The 24,313-nt window shown below is 65.1% G+C and carries 23 protein-coding genes; 4 read left to right on the top strand and 19 right to left on the bottom strand.

Annotation, left to right across the window (positions count from 1 at the left end; all coding sequences use genetic code 11):
- Positions 1–37: 37 nt before the first annotated feature.
- A complete protein-coding gene (locus tag NGK62_RS12695; protein WP_118932272.1) occupies positions 38–1,297 on the bottom strand; it encodes a nucleotide sugar dehydrogenase in 1,260 nt (419 codons plus the stop codon).
- A gap of 586 nt (positions 1,298–1,883) precedes the next feature.
- On the bottom strand, positions 1,884–3,716 hold the full coding sequence (glmS, locus tag NGK62_RS12690; RefSeq protein WP_118932271.1) for a glutamine--fructose-6-phosphate transaminase (isomerizing): 1,833 nt from the start codon (positions 3,714–3,716) through the stop codon (positions 1,884–1,886).
- Between the two features lie 152 nt (positions 3,717–3,868).
- Here glmS and NGK62_RS12685 point away from each other — a divergent pair, with 152 nt between their 5' ends.
- Positions 3,869–4,357: an Lrp/AsnC family transcriptional regulator gene (locus tag NGK62_RS12685; protein WP_118932270.1), complete on the top strand. Its 489-nt coding sequence runs from the start codon at positions 3,869–3,871 to the stop codon at positions 4,355–4,357.
- Between the two features lie 11 nt (positions 4,358–4,368).
- Here NGK62_RS12685 and NGK62_RS12680 read toward each other — a convergent pair whose 3' ends face one another.
- The 6 genes from NGK62_RS12680 to NGK62_RS12655 all read right to left on the bottom strand — a co-directional run bounded on the left by NGK62_RS12680 (position 4,369) and on the right by NGK62_RS12655 (position 11,203).
- Complete coding sequence (locus tag NGK62_RS12680; RefSeq protein WP_251878537.1) at positions 4,369–5,427, bottom strand: glycosyltransferase family 4 protein; 1,059 nt, start codon at positions 5,425–5,427, stop codon at positions 4,369–4,371.
- Positions 5,424–6,746, bottom strand: a complete 1,323-nt coding sequence (locus tag NGK62_RS12675) for a UDP-glucose dehydrogenase family protein (protein ID WP_054455429.1) — start codon at positions 6,744–6,746, stop codon at positions 5,424–5,426. The genes NGK62_RS12680 and NGK62_RS12675 overlap by 4 nt, the downstream gene beginning before the upstream one ends.
- Before the next feature lie 125 nt (positions 6,747–6,871).
- The gene (locus NGK62_RS12670; protein ID WP_059376892.1) at positions 6,872–8,284 is read right to left on the bottom strand and encodes an MFS transporter; all 1,413 of its coding nucleotides are present in this window, start codon (positions 8,282–8,284) and stop codon (positions 6,872–6,874) included.
- Positions 8,257–9,630 (bottom strand): bifunctional UDP-N-acetylglucosamine diphosphorylase/glucosamine-1-phosphate N-acetyltransferase GlmU, encoded by a 1,374-nt coding sequence (glmU, locus tag NGK62_RS12665; protein ID WP_251878535.1) that lies wholly within the window; start codon positions 9,628–9,630, stop codon positions 8,257–8,259. The genes NGK62_RS12670 and glmU overlap by 28 nt, the downstream gene beginning before the upstream one ends.
- Before the next feature lie 75 nt (positions 9,631–9,705).
- Entirely contained in the window at positions 9,706–10,482 is a 777-nt protein-coding gene (locus NGK62_RS12660) for a PhaM family polyhydroxyalkanoate granule multifunctional regulatory protein (protein WP_251878532.1), read from the bottom strand.
- 40 nt (positions 10,483–10,522) lie between these two features.
- A complete protein-coding gene (locus NGK62_RS12655) occupies positions 10,523–11,203 on the bottom strand; it encodes a glycine zipper 2TM domain-containing protein (RefSeq protein ID WP_251878530.1) in 681 nt (226 codons plus the stop codon).
- A 131-nt stretch (positions 11,204–11,334) separates the two neighbouring features.
- On the opposite strand from NGK62_RS12655, the gene NGK62_RS12650 reads away from it, so the two are divergent.
- Positions 11,335–11,553: a DUF3717 domain-containing protein gene (locus NGK62_RS12650; protein WP_059376882.1), complete on the top strand. Its 219-nt coding sequence runs from the start codon at positions 11,335–11,337 to the stop codon at positions 11,551–11,553.
- Positions 11,554–11,574: 21 nt separating this feature from the next.
- On the opposite strand, the gene NGK62_RS12645 is transcribed toward NGK62_RS12650, so the two are convergent.
- The 5 genes from NGK62_RS12645 to NGK62_RS12625 all read right to left on the bottom strand — a co-directional run bounded on the left by NGK62_RS12645 (position 11,575) and on the right by NGK62_RS12625 (position 15,772).
- Complete coding sequence (locus NGK62_RS12645; RefSeq protein WP_059376881.1) at positions 11,575–12,180, bottom strand: SCO family protein; 606 nt, start codon at positions 12,178–12,180, stop codon at positions 11,575–11,577.
- Positions 12,181–12,197: 17 nt separating this feature from the next.
- Positions 12,198–13,091 carry a heme o synthase gene (cyoE, locus tag NGK62_RS12640; RefSeq protein ID WP_059376878.1) on the bottom strand — a complete coding sequence of 298 codons (894 nt, stop codon included), beginning with the start codon at positions 13,089–13,091 and terminating at the stop codon, positions 12,198–12,200.
- A 13-nt stretch (positions 13,092–13,104) separates the two neighbouring features.
- Positions 13,105–14,139: a COX15/CtaA family protein gene (locus NGK62_RS12635; RefSeq protein ID WP_059377620.1), complete on the bottom strand. Its 1,035-nt coding sequence runs from the start codon at positions 14,137–14,139 to the stop codon at positions 13,105–13,107.
- A gap of 154 nt (positions 14,140–14,293) precedes the next feature.
- Positions 14,294–14,875, bottom strand: coding sequence for an SCO family protein (locus NGK62_RS12630; RefSeq protein ID WP_054455444.1), 582 nt, complete (start codon positions 14,873–14,875; stop codon positions 14,294–14,296).
- A gap of 90 nt (positions 14,876–14,965) precedes the next feature.
- Positions 14,966–15,772: an SURF1 family protein gene (locus tag NGK62_RS12625; RefSeq protein WP_251878527.1), complete on the bottom strand. Its 807-nt coding sequence runs from the start codon at positions 15,770–15,772 to the stop codon at positions 14,966–14,968.
- A 39-nt stretch (positions 15,773–15,811) separates the two neighbouring features.
- On the opposite strand from NGK62_RS12625, the gene NGK62_RS12620 reads away from it, so the two are divergent.
- Positions 15,812–16,012: a twin transmembrane helix small protein gene (locus NGK62_RS12620; protein WP_059376874.1), complete on the top strand. Its 201-nt coding sequence runs from the start codon at positions 15,812–15,814 to the stop codon at positions 16,010–16,012.
- Positions 16,013–16,116: 104 nt separating this feature from the next.
- Here the strand turns inward: NGK62_RS12620 and NGK62_RS12615 are convergent, their stop codons facing one another.
- From NGK62_RS12615 to coxB, 5 genes are all read right to left on the bottom strand, one after another.
- Positions 16,117–16,992 carry a cytochrome c oxidase subunit 3 gene (locus NGK62_RS12615; RefSeq protein ID WP_042795688.1) on the bottom strand — a complete coding sequence of 292 codons (876 nt, stop codon included), beginning with the start codon at positions 16,990–16,992 and terminating at the stop codon, positions 16,117–16,119.
- Between the two features lie 38 nt (positions 16,993–17,030).
- Complete coding sequence (locus NGK62_RS12610; RefSeq protein WP_013390978.1) at positions 17,031–17,255, bottom strand: DUF2970 domain-containing protein; 225 nt, start codon at positions 17,253–17,255, stop codon at positions 17,031–17,033.
- Between the two features lie 9 nt (positions 17,256–17,264).
- Complete coding sequence (locus NGK62_RS12605; RefSeq protein WP_013390977.1) at positions 17,265–17,390, bottom strand: cytochrome oxidase small assembly protein; 126 nt, start codon at positions 17,388–17,390, stop codon at positions 17,265–17,267.
- A 31-nt stretch (positions 17,391–17,421) separates the two neighbouring features.
- Positions 17,422–19,029 carry a cytochrome c oxidase subunit I gene (gene ctaD / locus NGK62_RS12600; RefSeq protein ID WP_054455447.1) on the bottom strand — a complete coding sequence of 536 codons (1,608 nt, stop codon included), beginning with the start codon at positions 19,027–19,029 and terminating at the stop codon, positions 17,422–17,424.
- Positions 19,030–19,133: 104 nt separating this feature from the next.
- Positions 19,134–20,291, bottom strand: a complete 1,158-nt coding sequence (gene coxB / locus NGK62_RS12595; RefSeq protein ID WP_059376871.1) for a cytochrome c oxidase subunit II — start codon at positions 20,289–20,291, stop codon at positions 19,134–19,136.
- A 288-nt stretch (positions 20,292–20,579) separates the two neighbouring features.
- On the opposite strand from coxB, the gene NGK62_RS12590 reads away from it, so the two are divergent.
- Entirely contained in the window at positions 20,580–21,392 is an 813-nt protein-coding gene (locus NGK62_RS12590; RefSeq protein WP_059376863.1) for an NUDIX hydrolase, read from the top strand.
- A gap of 42 nt (positions 21,393–21,434) precedes the next feature.
- Here the strand turns inward: NGK62_RS12590 and NGK62_RS12585 are convergent, their stop codons facing one another.
- Positions 21,435–24,149, bottom strand: coding sequence for a cation:proton antiporter (locus tag NGK62_RS12585; protein ID WP_251878525.1), 2,715 nt, complete (start codon positions 24,147–24,149; stop codon positions 21,435–21,437).
- Positions 24,150–24,313 lie beyond the last annotated feature (164 nt).

Here is a 24,313-nt window from a genome sequence, read left to right as displayed (position 1 = left end):
GGAGGCTCTCCTCTAGTGATCGATAGTGAGCCTGAACTTAAAGAGTCCAGTACAGGAGGTCGGACTGAAGCCGTTTGCTGTCCAGCACGGACTTCAGGTCGCACACCATGCCGCCGCTCTTGACCAGCGTGGGCAGGTCGTCCCAGATGGAGTCCATGGTTTCGCGGTGCGGCACCGCCAGGATCAGCACGTCCATGTCGCGGAACTGGTCGCGTTCCACGAGCTTGATGCCGTACTCGTGCTCCATCTGTTCCGGGTCGACCATCGGGTCGCAGGCGACAGGAGTGATGCCGTATTCGCCCAGGGCGTTGTAGAGATCGACCACCTTGGAGTTGCGGATGTCGGGCACGTTTTCCTTGAACGTCATGCCCAGGATGCCGACGCGGGTCGTGGCATTGAGGCGGCCGTTGCGGGCCAGGGTCTGAACCACGCGCGAAGCCACATGGCTGGCCATGCCGTCATTGATGCGGCGGCCCGACAGGATGACTTCGGGGTGATAGCCGAGCTCCTGCGCCTTGGACGTCAGGTAGTACGGATCGACGCCGATGCAGTGTCCGCCCACCAGGCCGGGCGAGAACTTGAGGAAGTTCCACTTGGTGCCGGCGGCTGCCAGCACTTCCGAGGTGCGGATGCCGACCAGATCGCAGATCTTCGACATTTCGTTCATCAGCGCGATGTTGATGTCGCGCTGGGTGTTCTCCAGCACCTTCGCCGCCTCGGCGACCTTGATGGAGGAGGCGCGGTGCACGCCGGCGTCGATGATCTTCTCGTATACGCCGGCAATGACCTCCAGCGATTCCTCGTCCTGGCCGGACACGATCTTGACGATCTTCTCCAGCGGATGCTCGCGGTCGCCCGGATTGATCCGCTCGGGGCTGTAGCCCAGCTTGAAATCGACGCCGCAGCGCAGGCCGGACACTTTCTCCAGCTCCGGTCCGCAGATTTCCTCGGTGGCGCCGGGATGGACGGTGGATTCAAAAACCACGATGCAGCCGGGACGCAGCACGGGGCCGATCGAGCGGCAGGCGCGCACCAGCAGCGAAAAATCCGGGTTGTTCTTTTCGTCGACGGGGGTCGGAACGGCCACGACGAAGAAATCGCAGCCTTCCAGTTCCGAAATCTGGTCGGTGAACTGCATCGGGGAGGCCAGCAACACGTCGCGTTCGATCTCGCCGGTCCAGTCATCACCCTCTTTCAGCCGTGCGATTCTCCGCTTGTCCACATCAAAGCCGATGACATCAAAGCGCTTGGAAAATGCGACGGCTACGGGCAGGCCGACATATCCAAGGCCACACACTGCGATTCTCTTTACCACGGGGGACCTCACTGTTTTCGTCGTGTCGGAGACACTAGAAATTGACACCCGGGGGCACGAGATCGATGCAGAATCGAATATGTTTGCCCCGGTTCGGGCGGGCGTATTGCTTAAGAATATTTACAGCTCGATACTTGATCAGACGTGCCAAGCGGCGAGCCAACGAATCGTATAGGTAGCAAACAGCGAAATTCTTTCTAAATATTTTTATTGCTGTGCAAGTAAGTCGAATTCGTCGCAATAAACCCAGGGAAATCCCTCAAATAATTACATTCATTACATAAACCGCAACATGACCCGTCATTGAGGTTGTTAGCAAATATATAAAAGGGTTTTTCTTGGTCCGGTTTAACCAAAATTAAAAAACATAATGTCGGCGCGGGGTTATTTATTAATGGCCGGCGCAATGTCATATTCAAAAACAGCCTGGCTACAGTCATTATTCAGAAATAACAAAGACTGACGCCCGTCCGCAGCACAAGTAAGTATTCGCACACGAGCCGCCCAAAAAGCAAAAAGCCCACCGGGCGGGTGGGCTTTTGCTCGATACGGCTGCGATTGTCCGGCCTTACTCTACCGTCACGCTCTTGGCCAGGTTACGCGGCTTGTCCACGTCCGTGCCCCGCGCGCACGCCGTGTGGTACGACAGCAGCTGCAGCGGGATGGTGTGCAGGATGGGCGAGAGCTTGCCGTAGTGCTCCGGCATGCGGATCACGTGCATGCCTTCGGCGCTCTGGATCTTGCTGTCGGCGTCGGCGAAGACATACAGCTCGCCGCCGCGGGCGCGCACTTCCTGCATGTTGGACTTCAGCTTTTCCAGCAGCTCGTCCTTGGGCGCGATGGTGACCACGGGCATGTGCTCGGTCACCAGGGCCAGCGGGCCGTGCTTGAGTTCGCCGGCCGGGTAGGCCTCGGCGTGGATGTAGCTGATTTCCTTGAGCTTGAGCGCGCCTTCCAGGGCGATCGGGTAGTGCATGCCGCGGCCCAGGAACAGGGCATTTTCCTTGGACGCGAAGCGGTCGGCCCAGGCCATGATCTGCGGCTCCAGGGCCAGCACCGAGCCGATGGCCACGGGCAGGTGGCGCAGCGCCTTCAGGTGTTCGGCTTCCTGCTCTTCGCTCAGATGGCCGCGCACCTGCGCCAGCGCCAGGGTCAGCAGGAACAGGGCGGTGAGCTGGGTGGTGAAGGCCTTGGTGGACGCCACGCCGATCTCGACGCCGGCGCGCGTGATGTACGACAGCTTGCACTCGCGCACCATGGCGCTGGTGGACACGTTGCAGATGGTCAGCGTGTTTTCCATGCCCAGCGAGCGGGCGTGCTTGAGGGCGGCCAGGGTGTCGGCGGTTTCGCCGGACTGCGAGATGGTGACCACCAGCGAGCGCGGGTTGGGCACGCTGTCGCGGTAGCGGTACTCGCTGGCGATTTCCACCGCCACCGGGATCTTGGCGATGGACTCGATCCAGTACTTGGCGGTCAGGCCGGCGTAGTAGCTGGTGCCGCAGGCCAGGATCAGCAGGGAATCGACGTCCTTGAAGATCTTGTAGGCCTGGTCGCCGAACAGTTCGGGCGTGATGGCTTCGATGTCCTGCAGCGTGTCGCCGACGGCGCGCGGCTGTTCGAAGATTTCCTTCTGCATGTAGTGGCGGTAGGGGCCGAGTTCGGCCGCGCCGGTATGCACGTGCACGGTGTGGACTTCGCGGTCCACGTTCTTGCCGTTGGCGTCCACGATCCAGACGCGCGAGAGCTGCAGGTCGACGACGTCGCCGTCTTCCAGGTAGATGATCTGGTCGGTGGTGCCGGCCAGGGCCAGCGCGTCGGAAGCCAGGAAGTTCTCGTTCTGGCCCACGCCCACGACCAGCGGCGAGCCTTGGCGCGCGCCGACCACGCGGTGCGGCTCGTCGCGGCAGAACACGGCGATGGCGTAGGCGCCATGCAGGCGGCGCACGGCGTTCTGCACGGCTTCGAACAGGTCGCCGGCATACAGGTGGTTGACCAGGTGCGCGATCACTTCGGTGTCGGTCTGGCTTTCGAAGACGTAGCCCACGGCCTGCAGCTCGGCGCGCAGTTCGTCGTGGTTCTCGATGATGCCGTTGTGGACCAGCGCGATGCGCGGCTCGTCGTTGCCCAGGCGCGAGAAGTGCGGGTGGGCGTTGTGGGTGGCCGGCACGCCGTGCGTGGCCCAGCGGGTGTGGGCGATACCGGTGAAGCCGCTGACCTTGTCCTGCGCAACCTGTTCGGCCAGTTCGGCCACGCGTTGCGTGCTGCGCGTGCGGCGCAGATGGCCGTCGGCGTAGACGGCGACGCCGCAGGAGTCGTAGCCGCGATATTCAAGGCGCTTGAGGCCTTCGACGAGGATCGGGGTGATGTCGCGCTGGGCGACGGCGCCAACAATGCCGCACATAGGAGAGTGCTCCGGTAAGTTCGTGTACCGACGCATTGTGCTCGTCCCCGCAAGAAATTTGATTTCTTTATACTGATAAAAATGGAAGTTAATTCCCTTACATGATTGTGATTAAATAATATTTCTTCAAAATCATTTTTTTGAAATTAATCATGCAAAACGCACAGATTTCCCTGCCAGAGCTGGACGATCTGGACCGGCGCATTCTTGAACAGTTACAAGAAGACAGTTCGCTGACCAACCAGGAGCTGGCGCAACGCGTGCATGCCTCGCCCCCGACCTGCCTGCGGCGGGTCCGCCGGTTGGTGGACGAAGGGGTGATAGACAGGCAGGTGGCGATCCTGTCGGCGGAAAAACTGGGCAGCACGCTGACGGCGATCGTGGAGATCACCCTGGACGTGCAGGCGGCTGAAAGCCTGGACGCGTTCGAGCAGAGCATGCTGACCGAACCCGCGGTGCTGCAGTGCTACCGGGTGTCGCCGGGGCCGGATTTCGTGGTCATCGCACAGGTGAAGGACATGCCGGCTTATCACGCGCTGGTGCACCGGGCCTTTACCGCGCAGGCCAATGTGCGCAACGTGCGCACCTTCTTCTCGGTGCATCGCGCCAAGTTCGAGACCCGGATAGATCTGCGGACCTGACGCGCGGCGGATCAGCGGCGGGCGAGCAGGCGCTCGAACTGCGCCAGGTAGCGGTTGCCCATTTTCTGCACGTCGTGCTCGTCGCGCACGTAAGCATAGGCGCGTTCGGTGACTTCCTGGCGGAAGGCCGCGTCGTCCAGGCAACGCGCCATGCCCTGCGCCATGGCCTGGAAATCGCCCACGGCGCACAGCACGCCGCGTCCGTCGGCCAGGCTTTCCTTCAGGCCGCCGGCATCGGTGGACACCACTGGCACGCGTTGCAGGAAGGCGTCCAGCACGCTGCTGCCCAGGGCCTCTTCCTCGGAGCTCATGACGAACACGTCGAGGATGCTGTAGAAATCTTCCACGCCCTTGCGAAAGCCTGCAAAGCGATAGACGTCCTCGATGCCGAGCTTGCGCGCCTCGTCCTTGGCCTGCTGCTCGCGGTCGCCGCCGGCGCCGAAGTGCAGGAACACGAAGTCGCGGCGCGTCTTGGCCAATTCGGCCACGGCGCGCACCAGCGTGACCGGATCCTTGTCGCGGATCAGCGCGGCCGACGTGGCCATGACCTTCTTGCCGGTCAGGTCGAATTCGCGCACCAGCCGGGCGACATTCTCGGCGTCGATCTGGTGCGGCTCGACGGCGCTGCGGATGATGACGGGCTCGATCCCCAGGCGGCGCGGTTCGCCCGCGGCCATCTCGCTGATCGCCACAAACAGGTCGGCGTGGCGCCATTTGAAGCCGGTCTTCCATTCATCGCCGGGCTTGACCACGAAGGACGTGCGGCGGGAAAAAGCCACCGGCCGGCGGTGCAGCCATTTGGTCAGGACCGCCCAGGTGATGGTGTTGGCGGTCTGCGCGTGGACGATGTCGTAGCGGCCTGCGCCAGCCAGGAAGGCCAGCTGTCCGGGCACGTTGCGGCAGGTATGGGCCACGAAACCCTCCTGGCGCGCGCGCTCAGCCAGCGGCGCGCCTTCGCGGCACATCACTTCGACGTCGTGGCCGGCCTTGCGGAATGCGCGCATGCAGTACAGCGTCTGCCGTTCGCCGCCGCGCCACCCCTTCTCGAAGTTCAGCTGCAGGATTCTCATGCGCGGCCGATGCCCGAGTACTCGAAGCCCAGGCCGCGCACGTCCGCGGGCGTATAGAGGTTACGTCCGTCGATGATGAGCGGGGTCTTGAGCAGGGCTTTGACGCGGTCGAAATCGGGCGCGCGGAAGACCTTCCATTCGGTCGCGATCAGGAGCGCGTCAGCGCCGTCCAGCGCGTCGTACATGTCGGTGGCGAAGCTGATGCCGGGCTTGCCGGCCAGCGCGCGCGCGGCCTCGTGCATGGCGACGGGGTCATAGGCGCGCACCTCGGCACCGCGGCGCGTCAGTTCGGCGATGACGGTCAGGCTGGGCGCTTCGCGCATGTCATCGGTATTGGGCTTGAAGGACAGGCCCCATAGCGCGATCTTGCGGCCCTTGAGGTCTTCGCCGAAACGCGCCACCAGTTTTTCGGACAGGCGGAATTTCTGCGCGTGGTTGGCAGCCTCGGCGGCCTCGATGACGCGCATGGGCAAGGCGTTCTCGGCAGCGGTGTTGACCAGCGCCTGCACGTCCTTGGGGAAGCAGGAGCCGCCGTAGCCCGCGCCGGGGTACAGGAAGTGATAGCCGATGCGCGGGTCGGCGCCGATGCCGCGGCGTACTTGCTCGATATCCGCGCCCAGGGCTTCAGCCAGGTTCGCCATTTCGTTCATGAAGGAAATGCGCGTGGCCAGCATGGCGTTGGCGGCGTACTTGGTCAGCTCGGCCGAGCGCACGTCCATGACCATCAGGCGGTCGTGGGTGCGCTGGAAGGGCTCGTAGATGCGGCGCATGACGCCGATGGTGTAGTCGTCGTCCGCGCCGACCACGACCCGGTCCGGGCTCATGAAGTCGTTGATGGCCGCGCCTTCCTTCAGGAATTCGGGGTTGGACGCCACGCTGAACGGAATGTCCACGCCACGCGCGGCCAGTTCACGCGCCACCACGTCACGCACCTTGTCGGCGGTACCCACCGGCACGGTGGACTTGTCCACGATCAGCTTGCGCGACGTCATGTGGCGCGCGATGTTCTGGGCGGCGGCCAGCACGTACTTCAGGTCGGCCGAACCGTCCTCGCCGGGCGGGGTGCCGACGGCGATGAACTGCACGTCGCCAAAGGCCACGCTCTGCGCGACGTCGTCGGTGAAATGCAGGCGGCCCGCCTGCACGTTGCGGCGCACCAGGTCTTCGAGGCCCGGCTCGTAGATGGGAATGCCGCCCTGGCGCAGGAGGGCGATCTTCGCCGCGTCCACGTCCAGACACATGACGTCGTTGCCCATGTCGGCCAGGCACGCCCCCGACACCAACCCCACGTAACCGGTACCCACGACCGTGATCTTCATGCCTGAACGCCTTCAAAATAGGTAATCGTTGCGCCGGGTGACTGAAACCCGGCGCCGGCCGTCATTATAGAAGCGGCCGAGGCCCGGGCCCGCCGGCGCCGTAAAGACGGCCCCTCGGGACCGCCCTAGGTCCGCAGCTTGCTGAAGCGGACCGTATTGACCACCACCGCCAGCCCGGCGCAAATGGTGCCCAGCACCAGCGCCAGGCCCGGGCCATGGGCCAGGCTGATGCTGAACGCGATCGCGACCAGCGCCGTGCCGAAGCTCTGGCCGAAGACCCGGGTGGTGGCCTGCAGGCCGCCCGCCGCGCCGCTGCGCGAACGGGGCGCCGCCGACAGCATGGCGCGGTTGTTGGGCGTCTGGAAAAAGCCGAAACCCATCCCCGCCACGAACATGCCCGCGACGATGGGCCAGTTCGACACCGTGGCCGGCAGCGCCGCCAGCCACAGCATGCCGACCACCATCGCGGCCGCGCCTATGCCGCTGAGCGTGGCGGCCGAGTAACGGTCGGACAGCCGGCCCGCCAGCGGAGCGATGAGGGCGGTACCCACGGGCCAGGCGCCCATCAGCATGCCCACTTCCAGATAGGGCCGGCCCAGCACCTGCTGGAAATAGAACGGCAGCGACACATAGGACGCCATCTGCGCGGCGAAGGTGCAGGCCGAGGCGCCCACCGCAAAGGCCAGCGGACGGATGCGCAGCAGGTCCACCGGCACCAGCGGCGCCGGCTGCTTGCCGACGCGGCGCACCAGCACGAAGCCGATAACCGTGGCGATCGCCACCAGACCGATGCCGCGCAGCAGGTCCATGCCCATCATGTCCACGCCCGAAATGAAGACGCCCAGGGTCAGCATGCACAGCAGGGCGCTGATCCAGTCCAGCTTCACGTCGTTGCGCGGCACTTCCGGCAGATGGCGCAGGCCCAGCATCGTCAGCGCGCAGATCGGCAGGTTGACGGCAAAGATCCAGGGCCAGGGCGCCACCGACAGGATGGCCGAGCCGATGGTCGGCCCCAGCACCGACATGATGGCCACGGTGGTGGCGTTGATGCTGATCCCGCGTCCCAGCAGCTTCAGCGGATAGATGTTGCGCACCAGCCCGCCGAACATGCACATGAGCGACGCCGCGCCTATGCCCTGGAACACGCGCGCCGCCGTCAGCTGCCAGAGCGTGCCGGCCAGGGCGCAGCCCAGCGAGGCCAGGGTGAACAGCATCAGGCCGAAGGTGAACATGCGGCGAAAGCCGATGCGCTCGGCCAGCGCCGACAAGGGCAGCAGCATCATCACCACCGCCAGGTTGTAGGCGTTCACGATCCAGACCGCCTGGGCCGGCGACGCATTGAGGTCGACGGCGATCGTGGGCAGGGCCACGTTGGCGATGGTGGTGTCCAGAACCGACAGGCTGATGCCTGTCATCACGGTGGCCGCCGCCCAGTACCGGCGCGGCGTCGGCAGGCCGTCGGGCGGCGCGGGCTTGGCGCCGTTGGCCGGCGCCTCTCCGCTCTGCCCCGTCACGATTTCTTGACCGGGCGCTGCCATCCGTCGACGGTGACCTGCTTGGCGCGCGACACCGTCAGTTTCTCGGCCGGCGCGTCGCGGGTCAGGGTGGTGCCTGCGCCCAGCGTCGCGCCGCGGCCGACACGCACCGGGGCCACCAGCTGCGTGTCCGAACCGATGAAGGCGTCATCCTCGATGACGGTGCGGTGCTTGTTCACGCCGTCATAGTTGCAGGTGATGGTGCCCGCCCCCACGTTCACGCGCGCGCCGATGTCGGCGTCACCGATGTAGGCCAGGTGGTTGGCCTTGCTGTCCTCGCCCAGCACGCTCTTCTTGATCTCGACGAAGTTGCCGACATGGCTGCGATCGCCAAGTTCGGCGCCGGGACGCAGACGGGCGTACGGGCCGACGCGCGCATCGCGGCCGACCTGGGCCTGCTGCAGATGGCTGTAGGCTTCGATGTGCGTGCCCGGGCCGACGCTGACGTCGCGCAGCACGCAATGCGGGCCCACGCGCACGCCGTCGGCCAGCGACACCTGGCCTTCGAACACGCAGCCCACGTCGATGAACACGTCGCGTCCGCAGGTGAGCGAGCCGCGCACATCGAAGCGCGCCGGGTCAGCCAGGGTGACGCCCGCTTCCAGCTGACGGCGGGCCTGTTCGGCCTGCCAGCGGCGTTCCAGTTCGGCCTGCTGCACGCGGCTGTTCACGCCCAGCGTTTCCCAGGACGCGCCCGGTTGGGCCGCGCCCACCGGCACGCTGTCGACCACCGCCAGGCCGACCACGTCGGTCAGGTAGTACTCGCCCTGGGCGTTGTTGTTGTCGATGCGGGACAACCAGTCCTTCAGCTTCGCGGTCGGCGCGGTGAGGATGCCGGTATTCACTTCCTTGATCTCGCGCTCGGCGTCCGAGGCGTCCTTGTGCTCGACAATGCGGCACACGTTGCCGCTGGCGTCGCGCACGATGCGGCCATAGCCGGTGGAATCTTCCAACACTTCGGTCAGCACAGCGGCGCCGGCGCCGCGCGCTGCCAGCAGGCGCTGCAGGGTTTCGGGCTGTACCAACGGCACGTCGCCGTAGAGCACCAGGGTCACGTCGTCCTTGCCATCGCCCTCAAGCAGCAGCGGCACGGCCTGCTGTACGGCGTGCCCGGTGCCTTGCTGCGGCTGCTGCAACACGAAGTGCAGGTCCGCCTGGCCTTCGTAGGCCTGCTTGACACGGTCCGCGCCGTGGCCGACCACGACGATGATGCGCGCCGGCTTCAGTTGGCGCGCGCTGTCCAGCACGTGGCCCAGCATCGGTTTGCCAGCCAGCGTGTGCAGCACTTTGGGGAGATCGGACTGCATGCGTTTACCCAGTCCGGCGGCAAGAATTACTACGTTAAGCATAGGTTCCAGTATGTTGAATGGCGACCGAGAGGCCTTGCGGCCATCTCGCCCGACGATTGAAAGAGAGGACCGACGCTAGTTGGCGTCCGGTCCGGTTTTCTTGGCGGCCTTGCGGGGCGCGGCGGACTTGCGGGCCGCCGGCTTGGACGCCTTGGCGGCGGGCGCGGCCGCGGCCTTGGAATCGCCCGGTTTGGGACTGGATTTGGCCGCCGCATCCGCGCCGGGAGCGGCAGGCGCCGCCGGCATGGAAGCCGCGGTAGCGGCGGCGATCTGGTTGAACTGCTGCTGCAGCAGATCCCACCAGGCCTTGGAAGCCGATTGCGCCGCGGCGCCCATCTGCTCGCTCATGCCTGGCGCGGCGGATTGCTGCTGCCCCGCAGCGCCGGTGGCTTCCTCGTCCTTGGTCTTGCCGCCCTCGGCGGCAGAACCAGAGGCCGCCGCCTTGGTTGCGGACTTGGGCGCAGGTTTCAGACCCAGCACCACTTCCAGCGGCGAGGCCGCGCCGCTGTCCTGGAAGGCGCTCATGTCCATGCTGGCCGCGCTGTCCACGAAGGCTCGCAAGGTGCTGATGGTGGAGCGTTGGACTTCCATGCCCTGGATCGTCCCGGACAGCATGGACAGGTTCATGCGCAGCCAGTTTTCCACCGAACGTAATTCGGCGATACGGCGGTCCAGGTCTTCCAGGTTCATCGGGGGAGCCATGGGCAGGCTGCTGGCCAGACCGCCAGGTCCGGTCAGGCCCGCCCAGGCCTGGCGCATCATTTCCATGCTGGCCAGGAGCGGGTTGCCCGACAGGTCGGAATGCTGGCCCATGCCGGGCAGAACGAACGGGTTCGTGTGTTGGTCGCTCATTCCTGGTCTCCCCTAAGACAGATATCGCCGGCAGGCGGGATCATCCGCGCAGCAGCTGATTGTTCTCCACGCGCACATGATCGCCGGACGCAAAAGCGAACGGCTGCGCGCTGCGGAACTGCCGCGTGCTGCCGTCATTCATGCGCACCGTGAGTTCATAGTGCGTCACCGTTTGTTGCTGTCTGATATTACGCTCAACTTCACGGCCTGCCAAAGCGCCGCCCACCGCGCCCAGCACGGTCAGGGCCGTCTTGCCGCTGCCGCCGCCGAACTGGTTGCCCACGACGCCGCCGACCACGCCGCCGCCGATGGTGCCGATGAGGTGGTCGCTATTGTCCTTGACGGGGACCTGCACTTGTCGGACCGATTCCACCACGCCGCAGGTGGCGCAGGCTTGCGGCGCGGACGACTGGGGCGCGGGACGCTGGGCGGGAGCTGGCGCCTGCGCCTGAGCCTGCGGACGCGGCGCGGCGGACGCCTGGGCCCCTTGTTGCGCGGGCGCGGGCGGCACGGCGGCCTGCGGCGCAGGCGCCAGGTTGGCGCTTTCCGGCCCGGCCTCGGCCACCGGCTCGTCGGCATGCGGGTTGGCCGAAGGCGAGGGCAACCAGCCCATCACGGCGGCCACGCCCACCGTGCACATGACGATGACGGCGATTGCGGCCGCGGCGACCAGGGGATGGATGGCGCGGCGCGCAGATTCAATTTTGGCGGATGTATTCATGACGATGCTCCATCGTTACTAACCGGCAGTGGTATAGCACCCAGGCACGGTTTCGGCGTGTTGCGATGGTGACGCTTCTTTGCAGGACTTGCGCGGGTGGACAGCATTGCCCATTCGTGGACAATAGCCGGATGGATCCCATTACCCTGCCCCAGCTCGAACAGGCCATCAACTACTGGCGCAATGTTTCGCCGTCGGTGGGCGACGAGTCCCGCCTGTGCCCCGAGGCTGCCGCGCTGGCCACCCCTTACGCGCTGATGATCATGGCGCATCGGCGCGAGATCCCCGCCGCCGAACTGAGCGAGCCGGCCCGCGCCGCGCTGGCCGGTTGGGCCGCCGCCGGCAAGTAGGCCAGGGGCGGGCGCGCCTGCTCAACCCTTGAGCAAGGCTTTGATGTCCTGCGTCAGGGCTTCCACCCCGATGTTGTTGTTGGCCAGCACGCGCGATTCGCCCTTGCCGTCCAGCAGGTAGAACGCGGCCGTGTGGTCCATGGTGTAGCTGCCGTCCTTGGTGGGCGCCTTGGCGTAATAGGCCTTGAAGGACGCGGCGGCCTTCTTCACCTGGTCCGGCGTGCCGGTCAGCCCCAGGAAGCGCGGATCGAAGGCGGTGACATACTGCTTGAGGACTTCAGGCGTGTCGCGCTCGGGATCCACCGAAATCAGCAACACCTGGACGCGGTCGGCGTCCGGACCCAACTTCTTCATGACCTCGGTCAGCTCGGCCAGCGAGGTCGGGCACACGTCCGGACACTGCGTGAAGCCGAAGAACACGACCACCACCTTGCCGGCGAAATCGGACAACTGGCGCGTCTTGCCGTTGTAATCGACCAGCTCCATGCCACGACCCAATTGGGTGCCGCTGATGTCGCTGCCCTTGAAGACGGGCTTGCTGTCGCCGCAGGCGGCCAGAGCGGCAGTGAAAGCGGCGGCTGCGCCCAGGCGCAGGACCAGCCGGCGGCTGGTGGAAAACACGGACATCGACAACCTCCAGGGGATCAGCGCAGCAGGCCGACCCAGTGGTCCACCAGCAGGGCGCCGAACAGCAGCGCCAGGTAGAGTATGGAAAAACGGAACATGCTGCGCGCCAGTTCGTCGCTGTAGGCGCGATACAGCCGCCACGCATAGGAAACGAACATGCCGCCCAGCACCAGCGCGGACGCCAGATAGAGTTCGCCGCTCATGCGGATGGCATAGGGCAGCAACGTGGTGGCGACCAGCGCCACGCTGTACAAGAGGATGTGCAGGCGCGTGAACTGGTTGCCATGCGTGACCGGCAGCATGGGCAGGCCGGCCTTTTTGTAATCGTGGTTGCGGTAAAGCGCCAGCGCCCAGAAGTGCGGCGGCGTCCAGATGAAGATGATCAGCACCAGGATCCAGGCCTCGGCCGGCACCGAGTCCGCCACGGTGGCCCAACCGAGCGCGGGCGGCATGGCGCCCGACAGGCCGCCGATGACGATGTTCTGCGGCGTGCGCGGCTTCAGGATGACGGTATAGATGACGGCATAACCCACGAAGGTGGCGAAGGTCAGCCACATGGTCAGCGGATTGACCAGGTGATACAGCACGAACATGCCGGCGCCGCCCAGCAGGCCGGACATGCTCAGCACCTGGAACGCCGAAATCGTGCCGCGCGCCGTGCCGCGGCGCGCGGTGCGCAGCATGCGGGCGTCGATTTCCTGTTCGATCAGGCAATTGATGGCGAAAGCGGCCGCGGCCAGCAGCCAGATGCCCAGCGTGCCGAACAGCACGCGGCGCATGTCGGGAATGCCGGGCGCCGCCAGGAACATGCCGATCACGGCGCAAAACACCGCCAACTGCGTCACACGCGGCTTGGTGAGGACGAAATACTGGCGGAACAATCCGGGCTGGGGAGCAGCAATACTGGTCATAGTGGGCCCTATTTTAAACGCGCACCGAATTGGGGCCGTAGCCCCCGGCGGGCGCACGTCCAGCTGTGGACAAACGCACCATCAACACCACCGCGGCCAGGGTCAGGCCGGCGGCGCCTCCATTGTGCAGCACCGCGATCAACAGCGGCCACTGGAAAAAGATCGTGGTCAGGCCGGTCAGCAGCTGCGCGCCCAGCAGCGCCAGCATCAGCGTGGCCGGGCCGCGCAGGCCGGGCTCGGCGCGCAGGCGCCAGGCCAGTATGCCCAGGTACAGGAACACCACGAAGGCAAAGTTGCGGTGGACCCAGTGGATCGCGGTCAGCGCCGGCTGGGAGATCATCTCGCCCGAGGGCAATTCGCCCAGCGCCCGGATGACCGAATAGCCGCCATGGAAATCCATTTCCGGCACCCAGGCTCCGTGGCACATGGGGAAGTCCATGCAGGCCAGCGCGGCGTAGTTGGTGCTGACCCAACCGCCCAGGGTCACCTGCACCAGCAGCAGGGCAAAGCCCCCGGCCACCCAGGGCTTCCAGCGCGCGGCCGCCGCGGCCACGGCCAGATGCGGACGCTCGCGCGCCGACAGCCAGGTCATCAACGCCAGCACCGACAGGCCGAACACCAGGTGTGCGGTCACGACGACGGGCATCAGCTTGTGGGTCACGGTCCAGGCGCCGAACGCGCCCTGCACGCAAACCGCGATCAGGGTCACGACGGCCAGCTTGGGCGAACGGCCCAGCTGGCTACGGTAGCGCCAGGCCATGTAGACGATGGCGATGATCAGCATGCCCAGGATGGTGCCGACATAGCGGTGGATCATTTCGATCCAGGCCTTGGACAAGGTGACCGGGCCGAAAGGCATGGCCTGCGACGCTTCGTGGATGTCGCCCATCGCGCCCAGCGGCGTCACGCTGCCGTAGCAGCCGGGCCAATCGGGGCAGCCCAGGCCGGAGTCCGTCAACCGCACGAAAGCGCCGAACATGATGAGGTCCAGCGTCAGGAACCAGGTAAAGAAAACAAGCTTGCGATAACGCGCTTTGATGCGTTCGATTTCCATAAACATCCAATCTGCGGCGCCGCGCGCGACGCATTAAAACCATCCTGCCCCAATCCGGGCCGCCATGGAGCCGGCTGTGCCGGTCCATGCACGGCGCCCGCTCGGCGCCCCCCTTGAGGGGGAAGCGCCGCAGGCGCTCCGGGGGTGGTTACCCAATTCTCGAGCTGTACACCAGCTTGCTGATGTCCTTGCGCACCTTCACGCCATCGGCCTCGGCAGGGTACTGCATCATCAGGTTGCCCAGCGGGTCGATCACCCAGATCGGCGCCTCCAGCCCGGGCTGGCCCGCCGCAGTATCGCGCGCCAACAGGAACCGCGCCAATTGGTCCGGATTCGCGCGCACCATGACCGTGCCCTTGTAGGCTTCCAGCACCTTGTCCGGCACGGGCGCATCGTCCGTGATGAACCAGACACGCGCCAGCCGGTCGACGTTCTTGCCCTGGCTGGCATGGCTGTTGCGCGCGATGAAGAGCTTGCGGGCGCAGCTTTCCGGGCAAGCGCCGCCGTCGGCGGCCACCAGCAGCCACTTGCCCTTCAGGCTCTGCAGGTCGAAAGGCTGGCCATCCAGCGTGGTCAGGCGCAATTCCGCGGCCGCGGGCATGGGCCGCTGCGGATTCAGGAGCGCGCCGTAATTGCTGGACTCATCGGGCCACCACTGCGGATTCATGTAGACCACGACCGCCGCGACGATGGGCGCCAGCGAGCACAGGAACACCAGCAGCATCGGCATCAGGGAGCGCTTGCGTGCGGGCTTGGTAGAGGAAAGGTCGCGAGCCACTTTGTATCCTGTCGTCTTGCGGGTTAAGAATCGGCGTCCCGGTCAGGCGTCGGGCGCGTTCTGCGCGCGCCGCATGCGCCGGATGGCGCCCCCCAGCACCACCAGCCATGCGACGGCGGCAATCGAGGCAAAGGCAAACCACTGTACGGCATAGGACGTGTTCTGCTGGAAGTCCACGGACGGCTGCGGCCAATCGCGCACCAGGCCGTCTTCAGCACCGCTTGCGGATTGCGACAGCACCGTGGGCAGCAGCGCCAGACCGGTGGACTTGGCGTATGCGTCCAGCGGCAGGTTCTGCACCTGCGGCAAAACGCCGCCAGCCGCGGGCAGCGATGCCGGCAAGGCGGATTGCTCCGTCCCGCCCAGCGACCAGATCTCGAACAGGCGCGGCACGCGCGGCGACAGTTCGCCCGTCACTGTCTGCTGCCCTTCGGGCGTGGCGGGCAGCGGTGGCTGCGCAGGACCCTGGCCCTGGATGCCCATGACGCGCGGAATCCAGCCGCGCAGCACCAGCACGGCGCGGCGCGCATCGGCGTCCAGCAGCAAGGGCGTGGCCAGCCAATAGCCGGGCTTGCCGTCGTGGTTGCGATTGTCCAGCAGTACACTGAATTGCGGCAGCCAGACCCCGCTGGCCTGGGCCGAACGCCAGGCGGTCATCTCGGCGGGATCGGTGGCCGGGGTCAAGGGCAGCGGCGCTTGCTTGCGGCCCGCTTCGATAGCGGCCAGAATGGCGCGTCGCTCATCGCCGCGGCGCAATTGCCATTGCCCCAGCGAAGCCAGGATGACCACGGCGACACCCAGCAACAGCAAGGCGGCTACCGTGTATCGGGTTGAATGCGGTCGGGCCATATTTCTACAATAACTACTCTGATTCGTCCGGAGACCACCATGCGCGTTTTCGTCGTCCTGGCCTTTATCGGGATTCTGGCCAGCCTGGCATCGGCTCTGGTCTACCTGATGCGGGACAAGGGAACCACCAGCCGCACGGTCAACGCGCTGACGGTGCGCATCGGATTGTCGGTGGCTCTGTTCCTGTTTGTGCTGTTCGCCCATTACATGGGCTGGATCGAAAGCACAGGCCTTAGATAGGCATCCGGGCTGCGGGTTCCCGCAAGTGCATCACGATCGCAGATGAGTAAAACGCGCCAGTTCTCACACAAGAACTGGCGCGCTTCATAGTTTCCGCGTAACGCTCAGAACCAATACACGAACAGGTACAGGCCCAGCCACACCACGTCCACGAAGTGCCAGTACCAGGCGGCGCCTTCGAAACCGAAGTGATGGTCGGCCGTGAAATGCCCGCGGATCAGGCGGATCAGGATGACCGTCAACATGGTGGCGCCCAACAGCACGTGGAAGCCGTGGAAGCCCGTCAGCATGTAGAACAGCGAACCGTAGGCGCCCGAATTGAACTTCAGGTTCAGCTCGGTATAGGCGTGGTGGTATTCGTAAGCCTGACAGGCCACGAAGACGAAGCCCAGGACCACGGTGGCCAGCAGCCAGAAGATGGTCTTGCCGCGATGGTTTTCGCGCAGCGCATGGTGGGCGATGGTCAACGTGACGCCGGAGCTCAGCAGCAGCGCCGTGTTGATGGTGGGCAGCCAGAAGGGTCCGACGGTCTGGAAGTGCTCGACCACGCCGGCGGGACCGAAGTTCGGCCACACGGCCTGGAAGTCGGGCCACAGCATCAGGCGGTGGTCCATGTCGCCCAGCCACGGCGTGGTGATGGTGCGCGTGTACCAGAGGGCGCCGAAGAACGCCGCGAAGAACATGACTTCCGAGAAGATGAACCAGCTCATGCCCCAACGGTAGGAACCGTCGATGCGCTTGCTGTTCAGGCCGATCTCGGATTCGTGGATGGCGTCGCCGAACCAGTAGTACAGCACCACGATCAAACCGATGAAGCCCGCCAGCAGGGTCCACTTGGCCCAGCTGACGCCGTTGATCCAGGCCGCGGCGCTCAGGCCCATGAACAGCAGCGCCACAGCCGTACGCACGGGATGACCCGAGTCGGCGGGCACGAAGTAGTACGGTGCCTCTTTACCTTGAACCGAGTGGCTTGCACTCATGGCTTTCTCCCTGGTACAGATTTATAGAATTAAGTGATTCAAGTCAGGCTGGAAACGGCCCAACGCACAATTAATACCAGCACAGTAACGAAGATAGCCGCTGCCAGCAGCCCCGCCACGATCACATGGACCGGGTTGAGCTTGGCGACGTCTTCCCGATGGCCCGCCCCCTTGCGCACGCCGAAGAACCCCCACGCCACCGCCTTCATGGTCTGAAGGAAACTCAGCTTGCGCTGGGAGGTTTCGCGCAGGTCGTCGCTCATGGCCCGCGCCTAACTGACCGCGACGCCAGACAGCAGGGCCGAGCCGCGCAGCACGGTCCAGGCAAACACGGCAATGACGAAAGCCAGCAGGACCAGACCTGCGATCTTGTTGCGGCGGCGCTGCTCGGGTGTCATTGCTGTGCTACCTGAAACATGAAAGGCTGCCTTACTTCACTTCGGGCGGGGTTTCGAACGTATGGAAGGGAGCAGGCGACGGCACGGTCCATTCCAGGCCTTCGGCGCCTTCCCACGGCTTGGCCGCGGCGGGTTCGCCCTTGCCCATGTAGCAACGCACCATCGCCCACAGGAAGATCAGCTGCGACAGGCCGAACCAGAACGCGCCGATGGTGGCCATCTGGTGGAACGTCGTGAACTGGCCCGCATAGTCGGCGTAGCGGCGCGGCATGCCTGCCAGGCCCAGGAAGTGCATCGGGAAGAAGGTGACGTTGAACGAGATCAGCGTCGACCAGAAGTGCAGCTTGCCCAGCTTTTCGCTGTACATGCGGCCGGTCCACTTGGGCACCCAGTAGTAGGCGCCGGCGAACAGCGCGAACAGCGAGCCCGCCACCAGCACGTAGTGGAAGTGCGCAACCACGTAGTAGGTATCGTGGACCTGGATATCGATCGGCGCCACCGACAGGATCAAGCCGGTGAAGCCGCCCATGGTGAACACGAAGATGAAGCCGATCGAGAACAACATCGGGGTTTCGAACGTCATGGAGCCGCGCCACATGGTGGCGACCCAGTTGAACACCTTCACCCCGGTGGGGATGGAGATGAGCATGGTGGCATACATGAAGTAGAGCTGGCCCGTCACCGGCATGCCGGTGGTGAACATGTGGTGCGCCCACACGATGAAGGACAGCACGGCGATGGAAGCCGTCGCGTAAACCATGGAGGCGTAGCCGAACAGCTTCTTGCGGGCGAACGCGGGCACGATGGCCGACACGATGCCGAACGCCGGCAAGATCATGATGTAGACCTCGGGATGCCCGAAGAACCAGAACACGTGCTGATACAGGACCGGGTCGCCGCCTGCGGCGGCGTTGAAGAAGCCCGTGCCGAAATGGCGGTCGGTCAGCACCATGGTGATGGCGGCGGCCAGCACCGGCATCACGGCCAGCAGCAGGAAGGCGGTGATCAGCCAGGTCCAGCAGAACAGCGGCATCTTCATCAGCGTCAGGCCGGGCGCGCGCATGTTCAGGATGGTGACGATGATGTTGATCGCGCCCATGATGGACGAGGCGCCCATGATGTGCAGCGCGAAGATCGCCAGGTCCATGCCCGGGCCCATCTGCAGCGACAGCGGCGCGTACAGCGTCCAGCCGGCCGCGGTGGCGCCGCCGGGCACGAAGAACGACGCGGTCAGCATGATCGCGGCCACCGGCAGCAGCCAGAAGCTGAAGTTGTTCATGCGGGCGAACGCCATGTCGGAGGCGCCGATCTGCATCGGGATCATCCAGTTGGCGAAACCCACGAAGGCCGGCATGACCGCGCCGAACACCATGACGAGGCCGTGCATGGTGGTGAACTGGTTGAAGAGTTCGGGGCGGAAGAACTGCAGGCCCGGCTCGAAGAGCTCGGTGCGCAGCAATAGCGCCAGCGTGCCGCCTTCCAGCAGCATGACGAACGAGAAGATGAGGTACATCGTCCCGATGTCTTTGTGGTTCGTGGCGAAAAGCCAGCGGCGCCAGCCGGTGGGGATGGCGTGGTGGTGGTCATCGTGACCGTGGCCGTGGCCCGGCGACACGTGGTCTACAGTGACGCTGCTCATGATGGACTCCTTCCTGCTGAGTGCCGGGCCCGATCGACGGGGCCGGCAGGGTATCTCTAACTAAACGGAACCGGTTCTGCGAGGGTGTGGCGAGGCGCGCGCAATCAGCGCGCAGCCTGCACGTCCTTCGGTAGAACCGTCGGGTCCTGCCCCTTGCCTGCATTGCTCCAGGCATGGCGCGTATAGCTGATGACCGCTGCGATTTCGACATCGTTGAGCTGCCCGCCGAATGCCGCCATCGCGGTGCCGGGCTTGCCCTTCAGCACGGTGTTGATCTGTTCGGCCTTCGGGCCCAGAACAACCTTGTCTCCGTCGAGCGGGGGGAAACTGCCCGGGATGCCCTTGCCGTTGGCCTGGTGACAGGCAACGCAATTCGCCGCGAAAACCTTTTCGCCGCGGGCAACCAGTTCGGCTTCCGTCCACTCTTTATTGGGATCGTCGGCGTTTGCCGCCATCTTCTTCTTTTGGTCTTCAACCCACTTATCGTAGTCGGCTTGCGCCATGACTTCCACGACGATGGGCATGAATGCGTGATCCTTGCCGCACAGTTCCGCGCACTGGCCACGGTAGATCCCAGGCTTGTCGGCGTTGAACCAGGTGTCGCGCAGGAAGCCGGGTATGGCGTCCTGCTTGACGCCGAAGTCCGGAATCATCCACGAGTGGATGACGTCAGCCGCGGTCAGCACGATGCGGATCTTCTTGTTCACCGGGACGACCAGATGGTTGTCCACTTCCATCAGGTAGAACTCGCCCTTGGGTTCGCGATTCTCGATCTGAGCGCGCGGGGTCGAGAGCGTGGAAAGGAACTTGATGCCGGTGGCCGAGCCGTCGAGGTACTCGTAGCCCCACTTCCATTGGTAGCCGGTGACCTTCACGGTGAGGTCGGCGCTGGAAGTGTCTTTCATCGCAACCACCGTCTTGGTGGCGGGCAGCGCCATGGCGATGACGATGATGAACGGAATGACGGTCCAGGCGACTTCCACGCCCAGATGCTCATGGAAGGTCGCGGCTTTATGACCACGGGATTTTCGATGCGCCCAGATGGAGTAGAACATCACTCCGAAGACGCCGATGAAGATCACGATACAGATCGTGAGCAGCATCCAATGCAACCACATGATGTCGCGCGAGATTGCCGTCACGCCTTCATGCAGATTGAGCTGATTGACCTTCGGGCCGCCGGGCATATCTTGCACCTGAGCACCTGCCACGCTGCCAATCAGCATCGCACAAGCCCCCAGTATCCCTCTCCACTTCTTCATGCTTACCTCGAAACACGGCGCGAAGGTCCGTTCGCTAGTGGCGGAAGTCACCGGAACCGGGCAACGCGCAATTATTAGATGGTAGGGCGTGACGGGGAGATAGAGCGGCCCCTGTCGTTCCCACTCGAAATCACAAAGAAACTGGCGGATTATAGCGGACGCGCAAATAGATGTAAGTTAGTGCCCTTGAATTCGTCAGGCCCGCCCCCATCTCCGCGCGCCCCTTGACCGCGCGCGATAAACAGGGTGGCATAAAATCGTCGGCAACATCATCACCACGGTTCCACGATGCCCAAGCAGTTGTCCGACTTGTACGCCGACCTGCGCGCCCGCGCGCAAGAGCCCGCCCCGGAAGGCGCGCGCGCTTTATATATAGCGGGGCGTCGCTGCGGCTGGGCCACGCATGCGGCGTGCGACGCATTGCGCGATGCGCCCGGCATCGCAACGGACGGCGCAAGCCTGCGCATCGGCGCGGACCTGCAGCCCGGCGCAGACCTGAACGGCGTGCTCGAACAGGCCGCGCAACTGTTGCGCCAAGCCAACTGCCTACGTGGCTGGCGCGACGAATTGCTGGATGTTCTGGACGGCGACGAGCCGCTGGGCGTGATCGAACGCGCGGCCGTGCGGCCGCTGGGCCTGCTCACCAAGGCCGTGCATCTGAACGCATGGACGCCGGATGGCCGCCTGTGGGTCGCGCGGCGCGCGCTCAGCAAATCGACCGATCCCGGTATGTGGGACACCTTGGTCGGCGGCCTGGCCGGCAGCCGCGAAGACCTGGAACTGGCGCTGGTGCGCGAATGCGGCGAAGAGGCGGGCCTGGACGCGCCCGACCTGACACGGCGCTCGCCCCTGCGCACCATCCTGCGCATCCACCGCCGACTGCCCGAGGGCTATCAGGTCGAGGATGTCCTGACCAGCACCTGCGTGCTGGCAGCCGATGCCCGTCCTGCCAACCGGGACGGCGAGGTGATGGAGATCGCCACCATCGACGCGGCCACGGCCGTGCGCCAGGTTGCGGAAGGCGAATTCACGCTGGAAGCGGCGTTGGTGATCATCGAAGACATCATGCAACGCCGCGCGGCCGGCGAAATCCCGGCCTGAGCCTCGCGGCCCGCGGCTGCGCGGGCCGCCACGACTCCTGAATCAACGCGGAACGATGCCCGGCTCGCCCAGCGCCGGGGTGTCGGTGACGTTGCCGGCGAGATTCCCTGGCAGGCCGCCTGCAGGCGGCGCATCCGCCCCCGCGGCTTCGCGCGCCGCTTGGGTATCGGTGCCGGACGCAGCGCCCGCCGCTTCCGCGGCCTCGGCGGCCTGGGCCGGGCTCGGCGCCGAGGCCGGCGCGGGGACCGGGGCGGGCGCGGCATTGGCCTGCGAAAACTGCTTCCACACCTCGATTGCGCGCAGGCGTTGCTTGGCCACGACCTGGATACGTTCACGCAGATGCTCGTCGCGCGCCAGCAGGGCGTGGAAATCGCGCGAGGACAGCATCAGCAGTTTGCTGTAACCCAGCGACGTCACCTCCGGCATCAGCTGCTGTTCGCCCAGCAGGCCGAGTTCGCCGAAGAATTCACCGCTGCCCAGCTCGATCATGGTGTTGTCCGGCAGATGCACGGCCACGGCGCCCGAGGCCACGAAACACATTTCTTCGCCATGGCGGCCCTTGTTCAGCACGCGCTGGTCCGGCAGCGCCAGGCGCGGCTTGAGCAGCTTGCTGATGGCCCGCAGGGAATCGGCGGACAGGCCTTCGAACAGCGGCACGCGCTTGATCAGGTCCGCCGCGCTCATTTCGATGTCCAGCGGCGGGTGCTTGTCGATGTGGGCCCAGCGGCTCTTCAACTGCGCCATCAGGTCGGCGTAGACCTCGCCGCTGATCAGGAACTGCTCAAGCATGTCGCGGTAGCGGATGCGCTCCATTTCGCGGGCCACGCGGCCCAGGTAGCTTTCCTGCAACCACTGGGCATAAGACGGATATTGCAGGTTGAGGGCCTGCATGGCGTTTTCGATCAGGTCCAGGCGGCGCTGATGCAGGGACACGATGCGCTGCGTGGCGTCCTCGCCCAGCAGGGGCGTGATCTGTTCGCGCGCGAAGGCGATCAGGCGCTGCGCGACCGACCGCTTGCTCATCAGGTTGGCGAAGCGCTGGCCCAGTTCACGCGCCAGCCAGCCCTGGAAGCCGAACAGGTAATGCAGCCGCAAGGCCAGCCGGAAACCGGTGGAATAGCGCACGTCGGCAACGATGGCGCGCTCAAAACCCGGAATGCCGCCCAGCCGGATCGCGTCCTCCAGCCGTTCGGCCCGCGCCAGCAGCGTTTCGGCCATGCGCCAGTCCACGATCTGCGCCTTCAGGATGTCGAAGAACATTTCCTCTTCGCGCTGGGCCACGATGGCCAGCCCCACCGCCACGCGCTGCTCGTCCGTCATCTGGCTGACCTGGCCGTCATGCACGCTGGTCAGGCTGGCGTCGAACACGGCGCGAATGCGGTCGCGGACCTCGGTGCCGATATGCTCGGTCTTGGCGACCTCTTCGGTCTTGCCCTGCAGGTCTTCCAGCGCCACGGCCAGCGCCTGGTTGCGGATGGTGCGCTCCACCGGCGACAACTGGTTCAGGCCCAGCATGCGAATCAGCGGCCGCAGGCTGATGCCGTTGATGAACAAGGTCAGCAGCACATAGCTGGTGGTGGCCACCGCAATGAACTGGCGCGCCTCTTCGGCCACCCCGGTCTGCTCCGTCACGGCCAGCGCCAGCGCCAGCGACACCGCGCCGCGCAGGCCGCCCCACAGCATGACAACCTTGTAGGGCCTGCTGACCTTGGTCCCCAGCCGAGTCAGGCCCAGCAGCGGCAACAGGCCGAAGACGACGATGGCGCGCGCGACCAGCGTCGCCACGAACACCACGGCCACCAGCGCCAGTTCCTGCCAGTCGGCGGCCGCCATCAGCTTGGGGATCAGCATGGCCGCGAACAGGAAGATCAGCGAGTTGGCCCAGAAGCCGAACTGCTCCCAGGCGCTGGACAGGTATTCGAAGGTGGTCGGCGACATGCGCGTGCGGCCGGTGGATCCCACCACCAGGCCCGCGATCACGGTGGCGACCACGCCCGACACGTTCAGGTAGTGCTCGGAAATGAAGAAGGACAGATAGGCCAGCGTCAGGGTCAGCGTGATTTCCGCGGTGGGAAAGCCGCGCAGCCAGGCGAACAGGAAGCATGCCAGCCGGCCCATGGCGAAACCCGCCAGGCCGCCGCCGATGAAGTGCACGATGAAGTCGTTGAAGATGCCGCTGGCGGTGAGTTCGCCATGGCCGCCCAGCACGGCCAACAGCACGGAGTACAGGGCAATGGAGGCCGCGTCGTTGAACAGGCTTTCGCCTTCGACCAGGGTGGTCAGGCGCTTGGGCGCGCCCACTTCGCGGAAGATGCCCACCACCGCCACGGGGTCGGTGGTGGCGACGATGGCGCCCAGCAGCAGGCAGACCACCAAGCCGTAGGGCGAAATGGCGTCCAGCGTGACGCCGACCACCACGGTACAGACCACCACGGCCACGATGGCCATCATGAGGATGGGTCCGATATCGTCCATCAAGCGCCGCACGTTCATGGACAGCGCGGTCTCGAACAAGAGCACCGGCAGGAACACCATCAGGAAGGTTTCGGACGAAATCTCGAAGCGTTCCAGCGAATCCAGGAAGTCGCCGATCCAGCTGGGCGCCCAGCCGTGGACGTGCACGATGATGCCCAGCAGACAGCCGACGATGGCCAGCAGCACCGAATAGGGCAGCTTGAGGCGGCCGGCCAGGGGCGGCATGAAGCAGACCAGCGTCAACAGACCCGCCAGGCCGAATACGAGAAAACCTACATCCATGTTCTGTGGGGGGAGCTTGTGTGAAGTTCCACAAGAATAGCGGCTTTTTCCTCCCGGACCGGAGCAGGAACTACCAGGAATCGTGGAGAATGCACGTTTCGTTACCCCAATGCGGACAAGCGATACGCGTCGCGCCGTGTTTTTTGGGTAATGTGGAATCGCAC

This window comes from Achromobacter sp. Marseille-Q4954, from assembly GCF_943737025.1.
Taxonomy (GTDB): Bacteria; Pseudomonadota; Gammaproteobacteria; order Burkholderiales; family Burkholderiaceae_B; genus Achromobacter; species Achromobacter bronchisepticus_A.
The sequence above is the reverse complement of the archived record's forward strand: the minus strand, read 5'-3'. Positions and strand labels throughout refer to the sequence as shown.